Annotated in this window: 19 protein-coding genes; 10 read left to right on the top strand and 9 right to left on the bottom strand. The window is 71.6% G+C overall.

Going from position 1 to position 16,176, the window contains the following annotated elements:
• The coding region (locus VIM19_11320) for an ATP-binding protein (protein HEY5185467.1) at nucleotides 1–1,382 on the bottom strand (1,382 nt) is incomplete at its 3' end.
• 179 nt (nucleotides 1,383–1,561) lie between these two features.
• Between VIM19_11320 and VIM19_11315 the strand changes: the two genes are divergently transcribed.
• From VIM19_11315 to VIM19_11305, 3 genes are all read left to right on the top strand, one after another.
• Nucleotides 1,562–1,792, top strand: coding sequence for a hypothetical protein (locus VIM19_11315; GenBank protein HEY5185466.1), 231 nt, complete (start codon nucleotides 1,562–1,564; stop codon nucleotides 1,790–1,792).
• 91 nt (nucleotides 1,793–1,883) lie between these two features.
• On the top strand, nucleotides 1,884–3,314 hold the full coding sequence (locus VIM19_11310; protein HEY5185465.1) for a hypothetical protein: 1,431 nt from the start codon (nucleotides 1,884–1,886) through the stop codon (nucleotides 3,312–3,314).
• Nucleotides 3,315–3,323: 9 nt separating this feature from the next.
• Nucleotides 3,324–3,704, top strand: coding sequence for a matrixin family metalloprotease (locus VIM19_11305; GenBank protein HEY5185464.1), 381 nt, complete (start codon nucleotides 3,324–3,326; stop codon nucleotides 3,702–3,704).
• Nucleotides 3,705–3,920: 216 nt separating this feature from the next.
• On the opposite strand, the gene VIM19_11300 is transcribed toward VIM19_11305, so the two are convergent.
• The 7 genes from VIM19_11300 to VIM19_11270 all read right to left on the bottom strand — a co-directional run bounded on the left by VIM19_11300 (nucleotide 3,921) and on the right by VIM19_11270 (nucleotide 8,585).
• Complete coding sequence (locus VIM19_11300; GenBank protein HEY5185463.1) at nucleotides 3,921–4,328, bottom strand: hypothetical protein; 408 nt, start codon at nucleotides 4,326–4,328, stop codon at nucleotides 3,921–3,923.
• Nucleotides 4,329–4,409: 81 nt separating this feature from the next.
• Nucleotides 4,410–4,976 (bottom strand): XdhC family protein, encoded by a 567-nt coding sequence (locus VIM19_11295; GenBank protein HEY5185462.1) that lies wholly within the window; start codon nucleotides 4,974–4,976, stop codon nucleotides 4,410–4,412.
• 43 nt (nucleotides 4,977–5,019) lie between these two features.
• On the bottom strand, nucleotides 5,020–5,280 hold the full coding sequence (locus tag VIM19_11290; protein ID HEY5185461.1) for a PspC domain-containing protein: 261 nt from the start codon (nucleotides 5,278–5,280) through the stop codon (nucleotides 5,020–5,022).
• Between the two features lie 214 nt (nucleotides 5,281–5,494).
• The gene (locus tag VIM19_11285; protein ID HEY5185460.1) at nucleotides 5,495–6,316 is read right to left on the bottom strand and encodes an ABC transporter permease; all 822 of its coding nucleotides are present in this window, start codon (nucleotides 6,314–6,316) and stop codon (nucleotides 5,495–5,497) included.
• Nucleotides 6,313–7,221 carry an ATP-binding cassette domain-containing protein gene (locus VIM19_11280; GenBank protein ID HEY5185459.1) on the bottom strand — a complete coding sequence of 303 codons (909 nt, stop codon included), beginning with the start codon at nucleotides 7,219–7,221 and terminating at the stop codon, nucleotides 6,313–6,315. Before VIM19_11280 ends, VIM19_11285 begins: the two co-directional genes overlap by 4 nt.
• 139 nt (nucleotides 7,222–7,360) lie before the next feature.
• Nucleotides 7,361–8,110, bottom strand: a complete 750-nt coding sequence (locus VIM19_11275; GenBank protein HEY5185458.1) for an HNH endonuclease family protein — start codon at nucleotides 8,108–8,110, stop codon at nucleotides 7,361–7,363.
• A gap of 73 nt (nucleotides 8,111–8,183) precedes the next feature.
• Nucleotides 8,184–8,585 carry a pilus assembly protein CpaE gene (locus VIM19_11270; GenBank protein HEY5185457.1) on the bottom strand — a complete coding sequence of 134 codons (402 nt, stop codon included), beginning with the start codon at nucleotides 8,583–8,585 and terminating at the stop codon, nucleotides 8,184–8,186.
• A gap of 266 nt (nucleotides 8,586–8,851) precedes the next feature.
• Here VIM19_11270 and VIM19_11265 point away from each other — a divergent pair, with 266 nt between their 5' ends.
• The 7 genes from VIM19_11265 to VIM19_11235 all read left to right on the top strand — a co-directional run bounded on the left by VIM19_11265 (nucleotide 8,852) and on the right by VIM19_11235 (nucleotide 14,685).
• On the top strand, nucleotides 8,852–9,565 hold the full coding sequence (locus tag VIM19_11265; GenBank protein HEY5185456.1) for a hypothetical protein: 714 nt from the start codon (nucleotides 8,852–8,854) through the stop codon (nucleotides 9,563–9,565).
• A gap of 867 nt (nucleotides 9,566–10,432) precedes the next feature.
• Nucleotides 10,433–11,971, top strand: a complete 1,539-nt coding sequence (locus VIM19_11260; GenBank protein HEY5185455.1) for an alpha/beta-hydrolase family protein — start codon at nucleotides 10,433–10,435, stop codon at nucleotides 11,969–11,971.
• 170 nt (nucleotides 11,972–12,141) lie between these two features.
• Nucleotides 12,142–12,393: an ATP-binding cassette domain-containing protein gene (locus VIM19_11255; GenBank protein HEY5185454.1), complete on the top strand. Its 252-nt coding sequence runs from the start codon at nucleotides 12,142–12,144 to the stop codon at nucleotides 12,391–12,393.
• A 198-nt stretch (nucleotides 12,394–12,591) separates the two neighbouring features.
• Nucleotides 12,592–12,933: a hypothetical protein gene (locus VIM19_11250; protein HEY5185453.1), complete on the top strand. Its 342-nt coding sequence runs from the start codon at nucleotides 12,592–12,594 to the stop codon at nucleotides 12,931–12,933.
• Nucleotides 12,930–13,118 carry a hypothetical protein gene (locus VIM19_11245; protein ID HEY5185452.1) on the top strand — a complete coding sequence of 63 codons (189 nt, stop codon included), beginning with the start codon at nucleotides 12,930–12,932 and terminating at the stop codon, nucleotides 13,116–13,118. The genes VIM19_11250 and VIM19_11245 overlap by 4 nt, the downstream gene beginning before the upstream one ends.
• Nucleotides 13,115–13,903 carry an ABC transporter permease gene (locus VIM19_11240; GenBank protein ID HEY5185451.1) on the top strand — a complete coding sequence of 263 codons (789 nt, stop codon included), beginning with the start codon at nucleotides 13,115–13,117 and terminating at the stop codon, nucleotides 13,901–13,903. Before VIM19_11245 ends, VIM19_11240 begins: the two co-directional genes overlap by 4 nt.
• Nucleotides 13,904–13,962: 59 nt before the next feature.
• Nucleotides 13,963–14,685, top strand: a complete 723-nt coding sequence (locus VIM19_11235) for an ABC transporter permease (protein HEY5185450.1) — start codon at nucleotides 13,963–13,965, stop codon at nucleotides 14,683–14,685.
• Between the two features lie 79 nt (nucleotides 14,686–14,764).
• Here VIM19_11235 and VIM19_11230 read toward each other — a convergent pair whose 3' ends face one another.
• Nucleotides 14,765–15,655 (bottom strand): DUF6270 domain-containing protein, encoded by an 891-nt coding sequence (locus VIM19_11230; protein ID HEY5185449.1) that lies wholly within the window; start codon nucleotides 15,653–15,655, stop codon nucleotides 14,765–14,767.
• Between the last annotated feature and the right edge of the window lie 521 nt (nucleotides 15,656–16,176).

The following is a 16,176-nucleotide window of genomic DNA, read 5'->3' as shown; positions in this document are numbered from 1 at the left end:
CGGCAGTCGGCCAGCTTGGCCGGCAGCGACGAGGTCTCCAGGGCGTTCTTGCGGCGCTGGTGCTCCTTGTGCTGCCGGGCCGCGATCCGGGTGCGGGCGGCCGCCGCCACCTTGTCCAGCAGCGAGCGGGCGGCCTGCTTGTCGGCCCGCTTGGTCGAGGTGAGGAACGCCTTGAGCTCGCTGGCCACGACGGTGGACACGATGCGCGTGGCCGCCGGCGTCCCCAGCACCTCCTTCGTCTGGCCCTCGAACTGCGGCTCGGCCAGCCGCACCGTGACCACGGCCGTCAGACCCTCGAGGACGTCGTCCTTGTTGACGTCATCCTCGTTGGCCCGCAGCACCCGGCTGGCTCGCAGCTGCTCGTTGAAGGTCTTGGCCAGTGAGCGCTCGAACCCGGCCAGGTGGGTGCCGCCCTTGGGGGTGGCGATGATGTTGACGAACGACCGCACGGTCGTGTCGTAGCCGGTGCCCCAGCGCAGCGCCACGTCGACACCGAGCTCGCGCTCGACCTCCTGCGGGGTGAGCTGCCCCTTCTCGTCGAGCACCGGCACGGTCTCGCGGAATCTCCCGGTGCCCTGCAGCCGCAGCACGTCGACCAGCACCGGGTCGGGGGCCAGGAACTCGCAGTACTCCGAGATCCCGCCGGAGTGGTGGAACACCTGCTCGTCGACGGCGGCCGGGTCGCGTTCATCGCGCACCGCGATCATCAAGCCGGGCACCAGGAACGAGGTCTGCCGGGCCCGGTCGTGCAGGTCCGGCAGCGAATAGGTGGCCTCCTTGAGGAACACCTGGCGGTCGGCCCACCAGCGCACCCGGGTGCCGGTAACCTTGCGCGGCACCTTGCCGGCTGCCCGCAGCCCGCCCGACTCGGTGAACGCCGCCGACGGTCCGTCCGCGGCGAACACCCCGGGGACCCCGCGGCGGAAGGACATCGTGTGCACGGTGCCGCCACGGTCGACCTCGACGTCCAGCCGGGACGAGAGCGCGTTGACGACCGACGCGCCGACGCCGTGCAGGCCGCCGGACGCGGCGTACGAGCCACCGCCGAACTTGCCGCCGGCGTGCAGGCGGGTCATGACCAGCTCGACGCCGGTGAGCCCGGTCTTGGGCTCGACGTCCACGGGGATGCCACGACCGTTGTCGCGGACCTCGGCGGAGCCGTCCGCGGCCAGCACGACGTCGATCCTGGTGCAGTGGCCGGCCAGTGCCTCGTCGACGGCGTTGTCGATGATCTCCCACAGGCAGTGCATCAGCCCGCGCTCGTCGGTCGACCCGATGTACATCCCGGGGCGCTTGCGCACCGCGTCGAGGCCCTCGAGCACGGACAGGTGCCGGGCGGTGTAGTCCGAGGTCGGTGTGGTCTCCACGGGTGCTGCGGTCACGGTGGCGAGGTTACCTTCGGTGGCCGACCGTGCCGGTCAGGCGCACGGCGCACGGCCCGTTCGTGCACATGTGACGGCTACGCGGAGAGCGAACCCGACACGCAGATGTCACCGGGAAGGGTTCGGGGGTGCCACGATGTTGTGCCAGGGTGAACACTCTGCAGATCCCCGGAGGCGACGTGACGACAGCTCTGGCTCCCAACACCGCGCTGACTGCTGCCGACCGCTGCGACCGTTGCGGCGCCCAGGCCTATGTCCGCGTGACGCTGGTGACCGGCGGAGAGCTGCTCTTCTGCGCCCACCACGCCAAGGAGTACCGGCCGGCCCTGGAGGCCGCGGGAGCGCACGTCCACGACGAGACCGACCGGCTCGAAGAGGTCAGCCCCATCGCGCCGCTCGAGGAGCGCTGATCCCCCTCCCTTCCGCAGGAGTGCCGCCCGTCTTCGGCGGTTGAACGCGTCCGACCCGCCGCTCTAGCCGCGGCCGACGCATGATGATGCGGTGAACCCCCGACCGCTCCCCCGCCGGGCCGGGCTGGTCGGGTTGGGCTTCGTCGTCGTGAGCGCCGTCCTGGTCCGGCTGCCGCTGTTCGCCGTGCCGCTCGACCCGGACGAGGGCGGCTACGCCTACATCGCCCGCAAGTGGGCGGAGGGCGCCCGGCTGTACTCCCCGGCGGCGTGGGTCGACCGGCCGCAGGGCCTGCTGCTGGCGTTCCGTGCGGCGGCCGCGGTCTCCTACAGCCCGGCCGGAGTCCGGGCGTTGGCTGTGGTGGCCGCGGTGTCGGCGGCACTGGCTGCCACGTCCGCCGCCTGGGCCATCGCCGGCCGCCGGGCTGGGATCGCCGCCGGGCTAGTCGCCGCGGTGCTCCTCGCCGGAGCGTTCGTCGAGGGCTACGAGTTCAACGGCGAGATCATCGCGGCGGCCGTGGGCAGCTGGGGTGCTGTGCTCGCGCTGTGGTGGCGCGCCGGGCGGATCGCTTCCCGCTGGCTGCTCGCCGCGGGGCTGCTCGCCGCGTCGGCCATGCTGGTCAAGCAGTCCGCGGTCGACTCCGTCGCCGTCGTGCTCGCGGTGGCCGCGGTGTCGGCCAACCGTCGCCGCGCGCTGCCGCTGGCCGTCGGTGGGACGGCGATCCCGCTGGGTGGCGCCCTCCTGTGGGCAGCAGCGGTCGGTTGGGGCGCCTGGTGGTTCGCCGTCGTGTCCTTCCAGGCAGGCGTCGCCGGCACGCTGACGCTGGACGGACGGCTGACGGCCACCCTGCGCACCGCTCGCTACATCGCTCCGGACCTGCTGGGTGTCGCGCTGGGCGCGGCGCTCGGCCTGGCCGTCGTCCTGCGGCTGCGCCACGCCTGGTGGCCGGCCATGCTGTGGGCGACCGTCGCTGTGAGCGCGGTGTTGGCCAGCCCGTTCGGCAACCCGCACTACTGGATGCAGCCGGTACTGCCGCTGGCTGTCCTGCTCGGCCTGGCCGCGGCCACCGTGAGCCGGCGTACGGCGGTGGGGCTGGTGGCCCTGGCCGTGGCGGTGCCGCTGGCCGTGCAGATCCACCTGGCGACGAGTCCCCCGGCCAGTCGGGCCGCCTTCGTCGTCCACAACCGGACCCAGCTGGCCGCACCGTCCGTCGCTGGCTGGCTGCGGGTCCACTCCAGGCCCCAGGACACCGTGTACGCGTTCGTCGCGGGGGCCGAGATCTACCTGGAGGCCGGCCGCAGCACGCACTACCCCTACCTGTGGGGCGAGAGCGTCGTGCGCATCCCCGGTGCGGTGACCCGGCTGGCCAGCTGGCTGGCCTCACCCAGCGGGCCGCGCTACGTGGTGCTGTACCAGCGACCGGCCGCGGTGGACCCGACCGGCCGGCTTAGCCGGATCCTGCTGCAGCACTACCCCAACGACGCCACTGTCAGCGGCTACACGATCCTGCAGCGTCGCCGCTGAGCCGGTCCCGTGCCTGATCGGACCGGGTCGGACGACGCGAGCTGCGAACGGCATGAGCGACGAGGGCGGGCTGCCCGCGTCTCCCGCTACCTCGCGCAGGCGGACCGCGAGGCCATCGGCGTCGGCGGGTTCGTCGATGGCCCCGGCGGCAGCATCAAGGCGTCGTACGTGGTGATCGACGTGGCCGCCCTGCCGTCCCTGAGCCGGCCCGACCGGTTCGAGCTGTACCTGCACGAGCTCGGCCACGCTGCGGGGCTGGCCCACGTGTCCGACCCGGCCGAGGTCATGTACCCGCGGCTGCAGAGCCCGCCGCTGAGCGGCTACGGGCCGGGGGACCTGGGCGGGCTGGCGATCCTGGGCAAGCGGTCCGGCTGCTCCCCTGCCGCATGAAGGGTCCCTTCTGTGCGCAGCCCTCCGGCTCGTCGTCCAAGCTGGCTGTCGGCGGTCGGGACCGGCCGGGAAACGGCGCAGCACGACCGCTGGCGGTGATCATCGAACGGACCGGGGTCCAAAGCCGCCCCGTCCGACGCCTCGTTCGCTCGAAGTGGAGGGTTGGTCGGTGCGGCCTTGCGCACAGAAGGGACCCTTCATGCGGAGGGGGTGGGGTTAGGAGCCGCTGGACTGGCCGGACGGCGGGTTGGGCGGCGGCGGGGCCTGGACCACCGGCGCCGGTGGGGCCGCCAGGGGCGTCGGCTTGGCGACCGGTTTCGCGCTCGGCTTGGTGACCGCATGTGACGGCGCTGCGGGCCGAGCCGACGCCGCTGCCTTCACCGGGGCGATCGCGCGAGGAGTGGCTGCCACGCTCGCAGCAGGCTGCCGCGCAGTCGTCGCGGCCGGCTGAGAGGCCGGCGCCACCTTCGCGGCGCTCGCCTCCCGCGCGGCGGCCCTCGCCTCGTCGTCGTGGAACGCGGCGAGCCCCACGGCGCCCGTGCCGACGAGGGCCACCATGGCGACGCCACCAGTGAGGGTGTTGATCCGGCGAAGGCCTGCGTCGCGACGGCGCGGGTGGCTCATTGCTCTCCTCGAGTCGGGAAACGTGCGACTCGAACCTCGGCAACTTGGATGAGAGAACGATGAGGAGCGAGTGAGGGCCGGCTAGGACCCGGCCGCCCGCTGCAGCGCGCTGGTGTACGTCCCGCCGGCCCGCTGGTTGCGGTCGGCGAGCAGCCCGGCCACCGTGGATACGGCGATCTCGGCCGGCGTCTGGGACCCGATGTCCAGCCCGATCGGGCGATGGACCCGAGCGATGGCCTCCTCGGGGACCCCCCGGTCGCGCAGCGCGGCGACGTGTGGGGCCGTGTGCCGCAGGCTGCCCATGACCCCGATCCACCGCGGGGAATACCGCAGCACGTCGGCCAGCAGGTCACCGAGCTCGGCCCGGTCGTGGTCGGTCACCACGACGTCTGTCCGGGCGTCGAGCCCGGCCGAACCGGCGTCCGGCACCCGCGCCAGCGGGTCACACGAGCGCGACAGGTCCGGGTCGAGCACGACCACCTGGTAGCCGACGTGCTGCGCGACGTGCGCCAGCTCCATCGCGACCGGCGAGGCGAACACCGCGACCAGCCGCCGGTCCTCGACCGGGGCCGGCGCATCGCCGTGCGCGATCGCGCAGGCCAAGTCGCGGTGCGGGTGCTCGTGGGGGTGGTCACCGTGGGCGGTCATACCGGCAGTGTGGCACCGACCCCTGGACGACGGACCGGCCGCGCTAGCGGCGCAGCCCGTGCAGGATCCGGTCCGCCTCGGTCTGCTCGGCGCCCTCGTCCGGGATGAGCAGCCAGCCCAGCACGTAGACGAGCAGCCCGCTGCCGCCGAACACGGCCAGCAGCACGACGACGATCCGCACGAGCGCGACGTCCAGGCCGGACCAGCGGGCGACGCCGCCGCACACGCCGGCGATCAGGCGGTCGTCACGGCTGCGGACGAGCCGGGAACGGGTGGGGGCTTCGACGGGAGTCTGATCGGTCATGACTCCAGCGTCGCTGGCCGCGGGCGTGGTCGGATCCGGGAACGCCCCCGACCAAGCCCTGAGTCGACCCTGATCCAAGATTCACACGTCGTTCACCGATACGACGCCTGCGTTCACACGGCCGGGGCTAACTTCTGCCTCGGAGCCTCGCTGCCTCTCCCGAGGGGGCAGCGAGGGCTCCACCAGACCGGGCATCCAACACAGGACGAACGGCTCAGACGTCCCGGCGGGCGAGGCCGACCGCCCCGGCCGCACCGACCACGACGACATACGCGACGAGGACCAGCGCCCCGGCGCCCGCCCTGAGCTGGGCCGAGGTCGGGTGCACCGTCATCATCGACTCCCCCGCCGCGCTGGGCAGCCAGCGCGCGACGTGCACCTGCCAGTCCGACGGCAGGAAGTTGACCAGGATGGGCACCACCAGGACGGCCGCCACCAGGGTCGAGATCGCCGCTGCCGAGTTGCGCAGCAGTGCGCCCAGCCCGAGCCCGAGCAGCCCGATCAGGGTGAGGTAGGCGGCCGCGCCAAGCACCGCCCGGGTCACCCCGGGGGCACCCAGGGTCGTCTGGATGTGCTGGCCGGCCAGGATCCGCTGCCCGACGGTGAACGCGGCCAGCGCCGCGACCACCATGAGGACCAGCGTGACCATGCCGAACACCACGGCCTTGGCCCACAGCACCGGCAGTCGTCGGGGCACCGCCGCGACCGACGAGCGGATCATGCCGGTGGAGAACTCCCCGCCGATGATCAGCACGCCCAGGACGCCGATGGCGAGCTGGGCCAGGAACACACCGTTCAGGCTGATCCTGGTCGGGTCGAACTCGGCCCGGCGGGCCAGCGGCATGCTGGCCCAGCGGGAGGCCACGGCGAACGAGAACAGCATGGCGAACCCGACCAGCATCCCCACCGCGGCGACCAGGGACCAGACCGTCGAGCGCAACGAGCGCAGCTTCACCCACTCCGACGCGAGGACTCCCCCGAACGTCACGTTGCCGCGCGGCGCCTGGTAGAGGACCGGTTCGACCGCCGCGGTCACTGGGTGCTCCCCGCGTACTCGACGTCGTCCGCGGTCAGCTCCATGAAGGCTTCCTCCAACGAGGCCCGCTGCGGCGTCAGCTCATGCAGCGTCACGCGCTGGGCCGCTGCGATCTCACCGATCTGGACGGCGTCCATGCCGATCACGTCCAGCATCGCGCCGTCCTGGCTGGTCACCACCGCCCCCTCGGCCAGCAGCAGGTCGCGCAGCCGATCAGCGTCCGGCGTCCGCACCACGACGTTGCGGCGCGACGCGCGCGAGATGAACGCGTCCACCGGCTCGTCGGCGACCAGCCGGCCACGGCCCACCACGATCAGGTGGTCGGCGGTCTGCGCCATCTCGCTCATCAGGTGACTGGACACGAAGACCGTCCGACCCTGCCCGGCCAGGGAACGCAGCAGCTCGCGGATCCAGCGGATGCCCTCCGGGTCCAGCCCGTTGACCGGCTCGTCCAGGATGAGCACCGCCGGGTCGCCCAGCAGCGCGGCGGCGATGCCCAGCCGCTGGCCCATGCCGAGGCTGAAGCCACCCACGCGCTTTCGCGCGACGTCGCCGATCCCGACCAGGTCGATCACGGCGTCGATCCGGGACCGGCCGATCCCGTGGGTGCGCGCAAGGGCAAGCAGGTGGTTGTAGGCGGTGCGCCCGGTGTGGACGGCGCGGGCCTCCAGCAGCGCACCGACCTCGTGCAGCGGCGCCCGCAGCCCGCGGTAGTCGCGACCACCGACCGTCACCCGCCCCCCCGTAGGCTCGGCCAGCCCGACGGCCATCCGCATGGTCGTCGACTTGCCGGCCCCGTTGGGGCCGAGGAAGCCGGTGACGATCCCGGGCTGCACCGTGAACGTGAGGTCGGAGACGGCGGCCTTCTGCCCGTAGACCTTCGTCAACCCGACGGCCTCGATCACAGCACGGCCCCTGCCGCTCTCGCCCGAATCTGTCCCATGAGCGCGACGGTACCTGCGGCTGCGGGGAGGGGGGTGCGCATCTCAGCACCCTCACAGGAAACGGTTGGACAGCGGCAAGCAACTGCGGGCCCTCGGCGGTCTATGGCGCCGACCGCGCGGGACAGCCAGCGAGCACCCGCTGCATGGCGGCCTTCTCAGCCGTCGTGACGGAGAGCCGGTAGGCCGCCTTCACGCTCACCTGACGGGCCACGTCGGCACAGCGGAACGCCTTGTCCGGCGGCAGCCAGCTCGCGGCGTTCGCATCGCCCTTCTGCTGGTTCAGTGCGCCTTCGACGGCGAGCAGGTCGAGCGGGTCGTTGGCTAAGGCTAGCCGCTTCGCGGCCGACCACGGGGCCGCGCCGGACTGCCAGGCGTCACCCAGCGCGACCACGTGGTCGATCTGGACCAGCTCGCTGGTGCCCTGACCTTGCTGGAACAGGATCGAACGACCGCTGTAGGGGTCGCGCAGGGTTCCGCCGAGCACCACGCAGCCGTGGGTGCCAGGCTGCAGCCGGAGGGCCACCAGGTCACGGCGCAGGATGTCGTTGCGGGTGTCGCAGCCGTTGCGGTCGGTGTCCTCCCACGCTGGGCCGAACTGGGCCCGGCTGTAGCCGGTCATCGGCCCGCGGCCAGCAACCCGCAGCCGGCTCAGCTCGCCGAGAACGGCGGCCAGGACGACGGGTCGGGAGGCGCCGTGGCTGGCGACCGCGCTCGCCGAGCCGCCGGAGGGCGGGCTGGCCGCTGAGCTGGCAGCGCCCGGCTCAACCGGGGTCGACGAACCGCAGGCGGCCAGAGGGGAGATGGCGAGCACTGCTGCCGCCGCCACGCCCACGGCTCGGCGCCTGGTCACCCGGTGCCCCCTCCTGTCACCCCGCACTGTGCCAGGGGGGCCCGACAGCGCCGCCCCGCGGACTCGGCACGCATCAGCTCGGGTGACCGCGCCCCAGCCGGTCCAGCACCGCGAACCCGTACGCCTCCTCGGCCGTCGACCCGTCGAAGGTCGAGCCGTCGGCCAGCCCGACCCGCCATCCGTCGGCCTCGCGCAGGAGCGCGACCAGGTGGTCGCCAAGCTCGTTGCGCAGCTGTGTCTCCGACGGCAGCCACAGGGCGTGGCGCTGCTCGACGCTGTCGAGGGCCCACTCCACGGTGCCGTTGAAGCCGAGGACGACCCCTTGGGGCAGCTCGTGGACGTCGATGGTCAGGTCGCTGAGCACGAACACCTCGTCGTCCATGTCGCGGTCCGGGATGACGAAGGCGTCACCGCGCTGCGGCTGCCATTGCAGCCCGGCGTCACGCAGCCGGCGAGCCAGCTCGACCGTCACCATGGGTTCATTGTCCGACTACGGCCCGCCGGGCGGCTCCGGTCGCTAGTCTCCTCGGCTGAAGCCCCGCCCCTGCCCGAGGTCGGCGGGGTTTCGCCACGTCCGGAGCCCGGCGTGGCCACATCGAGGCCCTAGGACCCGTCCGGCTGGCCCCTCCCGCATGATGGAATGAGGGAGGGGATGTCGTGATGGCACACACTCACCACCTACCTGCGCCGCCGGATCCTGCGACGCTGGGTGACGAGCAGGGCAGACTGACGCCCACGCCCGTGTCCCCGGCAGCGGTCGGGTACCGTGCCGTCGCCGTGCGGCCGTGGCGGGTCGTGGTGATTGGGGTCGCGACGCTCGTCTCCGCGCTCGCCCTGGCCCTCGAGCTCCTCGCCAGTGTCGGTGCCGCGCTGTCCGCAACCACGGACCGGTGGCTGCCGGCGACGTCGTGGCTGTACCAGCCGGCACATCTGGGCACCCCGAACGGAGCCGAGCTCAGATGGGAGTGGGCCTACGGATACCCCCCACTGGGGCTGTGGGTCGCGCTGGTCGTCACCACCTGCTGTCTGGCCGCGGTGCGGGTGGACCGGGTCCGCGCGCTGCGGAGGGCGGGAACGCACATCCCACACCTGTACTGGTCAGGCTGCGAGGAGGAGGCCCGGCTCGCAGCGAGCTTGCACCGACTGGGCGCCTCCCAACGAATGCTCTTCCGCGTCACTCATGCTCGACTCCTTGCCGTCGCCGGGTTCGCGTCGGCGGTCACGGTCCTCCTCAGCGCCTATGCGATCACCGGCCGGACGGCGACCACGCGGCCCGACGGCCAGGCCGCCATCGCCGTGCCAGACCTCGCCGTAGGCCTCGGGCCCTGGCTGTGCCTCGCCGCGGGCGTCGTCACGCTGGCCACTGCGGTGGCGATCTGGCCATGGCAGCCGCAGCGGCAGGTCCGCATCCACACCGGCGGGCGCGTTGAGTCGCTCTCGACGTTCGGGAAGTGATCCGCACCACGGGCGGGCGAGTGCTTCGATGAGCGCAACGACTGGCACAGTCCCACGGGCAGCTCAATGCCGAGCATGCTGTGGGCCCTTCCTGGAGTGCGTCTCCTGCGGCTGCGTGTTCACGACTGGGTCTTCCTGTTCGCTGCCGGGCTGATCGGCTTCCCTCTGAGCGGCCTGACCCAGGTCTGTTCACTGGGATCCACCCGACGCCCAGGCAGCTGGCCGAGACCGTGCTCCCGAAGCGCAGTCACCCGACCTGTCGGTCCCCCTGGATGTCTGACCCGGCCCAGCCACGTCTCGGATGGCCCCCGCTACATTGGCCTGACGTGAGAGGGGACCTGCGCCGTGGCTACTCGCTGGCTCACTGAGCCTCACCGAGCAGGTCTTCTCGCCGCGGTGGGTGTGTATCCGTTGACCCGGCTGGCCGGCACGGTGCCACGACCGACTGTCGATCGGGGCGTCGTCTCCGGAGTCGCCATGGCGGCGGCCTACGTCGCCGCCTCAACAGTGACCTCAGCGGTTCGATGGGGCGCTACCGGAACCTCGGCCGAATCACCGCGCGGTGCGACACGAAGCTGCGCGAGCTGTCTGGCGCTGGCTGCTGGCGCCGGCGCAGTCGCGGCGCGCACGCGACGTGAGGCGAAAGTGGCCGCGCCGGACAGGCGTCGTGTCTCCCTGCCAAGGGCGACCGTCGGAGCACTGGCCGAGGTCCTGACCCTGTCCGCCGGCGCCGGCCTGGTGGTCGCCGGGGCGGACGCTGCACGCGGCCGGCTCCCATCCGTGCTTCGCCCCGGAAACCCAGTGGTCACCGGACTGGGAGTGGCTGCCGCGGGCATCGCGACGACACTCGCAGCGCGGCGTCCGCGCGTGCAGGCCTACCTGAGCCTGCCCTCCCCCGATGTCCCGCACGGCGAGGAGACGCACTTCATCCCGCACCGGAATCTGCCGATGGCGGTTGCCGGCTCGGCTGCCGTCGCCGCCGTCGCGGTTGGCGTAGCACGGCTGGAGACCTGGACCGCGGACGAGGTCGCCCGGATGCTGAGCTCCAAGCCGGACCCGGGTCCGCTCGCCGACCTGCTCGGCCAGGCCGCCGTGTCCGCGGGGGTCGCCCTCGCCGGCCTGGCCGGGTTCACCCTCTACTCCTCGCGCGTGAGCGTTCAGCAGTCCGTGTTCGAGTCGGCGTACGCCGCGATCCCGACCCGTGGCGGGGTCACGGGCGGCCCGGGCTCGGGTCTGGAGTTCGGCCAGCTGGGCCGGGAAGGACGCCGGTTCGTCTCGCAGGCATACACCGCGGACGAGCTCGGCGCCGTGCTCGGCTGCCCGGCGTCCGACCCGGTGCGCGCGATGATCCCCGTCAGCGCCTTGACCGGCGACGACGCCCGGGACGCCGCCGCGGTGGTCGCGGAGATCGAACGACTCGGAGGGTTCGCGAAGGGCACGATCGTTCTCGCGGCACCGACCGGGAACGGGTACGTGTCCTACGTCCAGACCGAGACCGTCGAGCTGCTCACCAAGGGCGACTGCACCACCGTCGCCGTCGGCTACTCCATTCTGCCGTCCGTCCTGGCGATCACCCGCCGGGCTAGGGCGGCAGCCGCGTACGCCAACTACGCCCGAGCCGTCGCCGAGCGAGCCCGCGAGCTCAACCCAGACGCGCGGCTGTACGTGTTCGGCGAGTCGCTCGGGTCGATCATCGCCCTCGACGCGTTCGGCCCGGACTTCGCCCAGAAGCTCACCGGCCTGGGGTTCAGCGGTGGTTTGTTCGCTGGCGTACCGATCTTCAGCCGGACCGACCAGGCCCTGCGGCCACGAGATCCGGCCATCCGAGAGCACGACGGCCTGCAGTACGCCGCCGAACGCGACCAGGCCAACGACACGCACCCTGGGTACCTCAACCTCACTCACCCGACCGACCCGCTCGCCCTGGCGGACTTCAGCTCCTTTCTGCGCCACGGGCTTGACTACTGGGGGCGGCCGAGGGGCGCCTTCATCCCGTTGGTCTCCTTCCTGGTGAACCTCGCCGACGCCAAGAACGCCATGAGCCTGCGACCCGGCGAGTTTCGTCCCTCGCCGGGCCACGACTACCGCTACGACACGGCCGTTGCGGTCGCCCGCGCGTATGGCTTGCCGTTCGACCAGGAGGACCTAGTCGAGGCCGCGCTGAGGGAGCGCGAGCTCGCCTGGTCGGTCCGTCGGCTACTCGCCCGACGCTTCGCGGACGCGCGCGCCGCCGTGGTCCGACAGCTGCGCGACTGGGGTGTCGACCCGGCCACCCTCACCGCGCGATCCGGCGAGCAGCGCAGGACTGCCGTCACGTCGGTCGACCCGCTCACCACGACCGACACCGCCCGCGGCCGGCCCGGTCAGTCCGTAGGCGACTCGGACCAGGCAGTCGCGCACGAGTGAATCCTGTGCGCTGAGCGGCTCTCGCTCCCGCACATCAGCAGGACACCGGCCGAGGACCCTGCATGGATCACCCAACAGATCCATTGCTGCAGGCGAGAGATCTGCCAGGGTGATCTTCCGGCCTCACCGTAGGTGGCGGGCCCAGGGTGCCGCGAGGCGGAAGGTGGGTCATGGCGGTCATCGAGGTCGACCAGCTGACCCGGAGGTACCGGGCCAAGACCGGCATCCGGCACAGGTCCACCAAAGGGGTGGAGGCGGTCAAGGGGATCAGCTTCCAGTTCGAACGGGGGGAGCTGCTCGGGCTGCTGGGTCCGAACGGTGCTGGCAAGACGACCACGATCAAGATGCTGATCACCTTCCTGCTGCCCCTCGGGAGGTCACGCGCGGGTCCTGGGGCACGACGTGGTGACGGAGCCGCGTGAGGTGAGGCGCCGTGTGGGCTATGTCTTCGGCCGCGACCGGGGTCTCTACGAGCGGCTGTCGGCCCTCGACAACCTCAAGTACTTCGCCGAGCTGTACGGCCTCCCGCCGAGGGAGCAGGCTGCCCGGATCGGCGAGCTGCTCGAGCTGGTAGGGCTGTCCGGGCGCGAGCGGGAGCGGGTGGAGGGGTCTCCCGCGGGATGCGCCAGCGGCTGCACATCGCCCGCGGGCTGCGGCACCGCCCCGAGGTGCTCTTCCTCGACGAGCCGAGCATCGGGATCGACCCGGTGGGGGCCCGTGAGCTGCGGCTTACAGTGGCCGGCCTGGTCGACAACGGGACGACGGTGCTGCTGACGACGCACTACATGTTCGAGGCCGACGAGCTGTGCACCCGAATCGCGGCGATCGCCGGGGGACGGATCGTGGCCAGCGGGAGCCCGGCGGAGCTCAAGCGCGGCGTGGCGGAAGGCAACGTGGTCGAGGTGGAGGTGTCCGGTCCGCCGAGGCCTCGCTGCCGGCGGTCCGTGCGCTGCCTGGCGTGACGTCGGTGCTCGTGGACGAGCGCGGACCGGCCCAGATCCTGGTGGTGCGGGCCGAGGCAGGTACCGAGGTCACCTCGGCGGTCCTCGGCTGCCTCAACGGCATCCGGCTGGGCCAGGTGGCCACCAGGGATCCGATATTGGAGGACGCCTGCGTCGAGCTCGTCAGCTCGGGGGCCCCCGAGTGACCACGACGCTGCGGCTCCTGGCGGTCTGGTGGTGGCTGCAGCTGAAGATGCGCAGCCGATCGGCCTTCGACGGGCTGCTCTCCATCGTCTATCCGCTGTTCTTCGCCACCACGGTGTTTCTGATGTACCGCGAGGGCGGCGACGAGGCGGCCCTGATCGGAGCCGCGGTCGGGGCCAGCGTGATGGGCGTGTGGTCGGCGGTTGCGACGACAGCGTCGACGTCCCTGCAGCAAGAGCGCCGCACCGGCACCCTGGAGCTGCTGGTCGCGGCACCGACACCGTTCCCCCTCGTCATCGTCCCGATGACCCTGTCGATGGCCACGATCGGCCTCTACAGCCTGGTGGCCACCTTGCTGTGGGGGCGGCTGGCCTTCGGGATCCCGCTCTCGCTGGCCCACCCCGCGGCCTTCGTGGTCGCGTCCGTCGTCACCGCGATCGGGATCAGCCTCAGGGGCTTCCTCCTGGCGGTCACGGCGGTGCGCTACCGGGGCGCGTGTGCACTGGGAACGGCGCTGGAGCTGCCGGTGTGGCTCATCTGCCGGCTTCCTGGTGCCATTGTCGATCCTGCCCAGCTGGATGCGGCCGATCTCCTGGGTGCTGCCCCCGACGTGGGGAGTGGCGGCCGTCAAGGGCGCCGCGCTAAGCGGGTCGCCCTGGGGCGACATCGCGATGTGCCTACTGCTGTCAGCGGTCTACGGTTTGGTCGCCGCCTGGCTGGCCGAACGGCTAGTCACCTCGGCGCGCGCCAACGCCGCGCTGGCCCTGACCTGAGAGGGCGGCCATGACTTCGCTGCGGATCTTCCTCTTTGGCGGCTGGGCCAGCTACCGGGCGCTGTTCGGCTGACTGAGCCCGTGGATCCCCATCCCGACCTTCGTCGTCACGCCGGTCTTCCAGATCCTGTTCTTCGCCTACGTCGGGCGGACGGCGGGCGTCGGCAGCGACACGTGCTTCCTCATCGGAAACGCGATCCGGTACGCGTCGATCCCCTGCCTGTTCGCCATGGGCAACACGATCGGTGGCGAGCGCTACACGCACACCCTGGGCCTGCTCCTGGTCAGCCCGGCCAGGCGCGTCCCCCTGTTCCTCGGCCGGGCGCTCCCCGTCATCGTCAACGGGCTGGTCTGCTCGCCGCCGGCGCTCGTCGTGGGAGCGCTCGCCCTGCACGTGTCGTTACCGCTGGCGTCGATGCCGTTGTTGGTCGTCGTCGTGTCCGTCTCGGCGTTGTCGTGTACGGGCCTGGGACTGGTCACCGCCGCGCTGGCGCTTCGCGGGCGGGAGACCTCGGTGCTGTCCAACATCGCCATGGGCGTGCTGCTCATCTTCTGCGGGGTCAACGTGGCTCTGTCGTCGATGCCGGCGTTGATGGCGACCGTCAGGCGGTACCTGCCGCTCACCCACGGCATCGAGGCGGCGAGAGCACTGGTGGCGGGGGCCAGCTGGGGACAGGTAGCCGGACTCGTGGCCACCGAGGCTGCGGTCGGGCTGGCCAACCTGGTGATCGGGCTCCTCGCCCTGACCCACTTTGAGCGGGAGAGCCGGCGCAGCGCGACACTCGAGGTCGCCTGACACCCCGACGTCGAGGTCGCCCGCCGGCTCGGGAAGGTCGACGTTTCAAGTCTGTGAGGGCCCGAGCCCGCTGGTCGCGTCAGCCGCCCTGACCGAACACTCGGCGGCGCAAGGTACCGATTCGCGACAAGAACTCCGAGCCAGGATGCGCATCAGCCAAGGACGTCTCGGCCGCGGTAACCAGGGGGACTTCAACCAGTTCGCGAATCAGCCAGCGGTAGTAGCCCTCCGCGTAGTGATAACTGGACAGCCCCCACCGGTGGTTCGGGTCCGCAACCGAGAGCTCCTCCGGCGGCGTAAGGACGACCAGCCGCGGGCCAAGTGACTCGCGCAGCAGGTCGAACAGCGGCTGCTGTCCCAGTTCTAGCTCCCTGGCCCAGCCGGCTGCTGGTTCCGGAAGCTGTCCTCCGCCGTCGACCCTGGTGGTGTAGGGGGCTGCATGCAGGATGAACGTCGCCTTAGGCAGGGCTCGGAGCAGCTGCGGGCCCAGAGCACGTGCGCTGGCTTCGAACATCTTCCGGCGTCGCGGATCGCTCAGCCCGCTGCGCTCGACAGCCTGCGACTTCAACGGTTCGGCCATTGGTGTTTGCATGATGTAGTCGGAGAGCGTGACCCACGTCGAGCCCTGCCTCAACAGCGGAAGCCTCTCGTCGATGAGGTCGAAGACGACGAGGTCCGGCGCGGACTCGACGAGCATCTTCGGGATGGTCTTGTCGAGGTCTTCCGCCACCATGCGGCGGCCGAAGCCGGACAGGTCGCCCATGTCGACGCCGCCGGACCAGGGGACTGACCCCTGGCTGACCCAGGAGGACCGCGCACCGTAGTACACCAGGTCGAGCCTCGGACCCGAGGCCTCCGGCTCATCGACGAGGGCGAACGCGTCCCGCGTGACACAGCTGCCCCAGATCGCGACGCGCCTAACGTCGGTCACACCAATCACCGCCTGCCCGTCCATCGAGATCGGCGCCATCGTCCCAGGTCATGGCTAGCCACCCAACCCAGGGCTCCCTGTTCAACCTGGTGCCAACGTCCGTAACCCCGAGCCGCGCATCGCCGTGCGCCAAGAGCGGGACTGCTCGGGCCGCCTTCTCCGGATCAGCGGCGAGGCCTCCGCTCGACGGTGACCCGCGCGCCATATGCCCCTCGACACGGCCGTGGAGGCACTTCTCGCGGCCATGAGGCTTCGCCAGGGAGGTCTTCCTTGCCCGGCGGTGGACGAGTCTCAGCGGCCTCCTGCGAGGCGTGGGCCTCGGAACGGGAGAACATGCCCTCTCGAGCCGGCCTAGGTGGGTGGTGTCTTTCGTCGCGTGGCGGTCCCCTGATCTGAGCGTGGGGTTGGGGAGAATGTCCTTGCTGGTATGGGTTTCTTCCCTGGGGATGGTCCATGTCGTTGGGTCAGGCGGAACGTCAGGGTGATCTGCTCGATGAGGTGAACCGGTTTTGCGAGCGGGCGTTGCCGGAGTCGTCGGTGTTTGCGGTGTTGCACCGCGA

It is taken from the genome of Actinomycetes bacterium, from assembly GCA_036510875.1.
In the GTDB taxonomy this organism is placed as follows: domain Bacteria; phylum Actinomycetota; class Actinomycetes; order Prado026; family Prado026; genus DATCDE01.
This window is presented reverse-complemented; position numbering and strand designations above follow the sequence as displayed.

Excerpts from the sequence above, each read along its gene's own strand:
- VIM19_11230 (HEY5185449.1), bottom strand. The coding sequence starts at position 15,655 with ATGGCGCCGATCTCGATGGACGGGCAGGCGGTGATTGGTGTGACCGAC.
- VIM19_11295 (HEY5185462.1), bottom strand. The coding sequence starts at position 4,976 with ATGACCGCCCACGGTGACCACCCCCACGAGCACCCGCACCGCGACTTG.
- VIM19_11290 (HEY5185461.1), bottom strand. The coding sequence starts at position 5,280 with ATGACCGATCAGACTCCCGTCGAAGCCCCCACCCGTTCCCGGCTCGTC.
- VIM19_11255 (HEY5185454.1), top strand. The coding sequence starts at position 12,142 with ATGGCGGTCATCGAGGTCGACCAGCTGACCCGGAGGTACCGGGCCAAG.
- VIM19_11270 (HEY5185457.1), bottom strand. The coding sequence starts at position 8,585 with ATGGTGACGGTCGAGCTGGCTCGCCGGCTGCGTGACGCCGGGCTGCAA.
- VIM19_11250 (HEY5185453.1), top strand. The coding sequence starts at position 12,592 with ATGCGCCAGCGGCTGCACATCGCCCGCGGGCTGCGGCACCGCCCCGAG.
- VIM19_11300 (HEY5185463.1), bottom strand. The coding sequence starts at position 4,328 with ATGAGCCACCCGCGCCGTCGCGACGCAGGCCTTCGCCGGATCAACACC.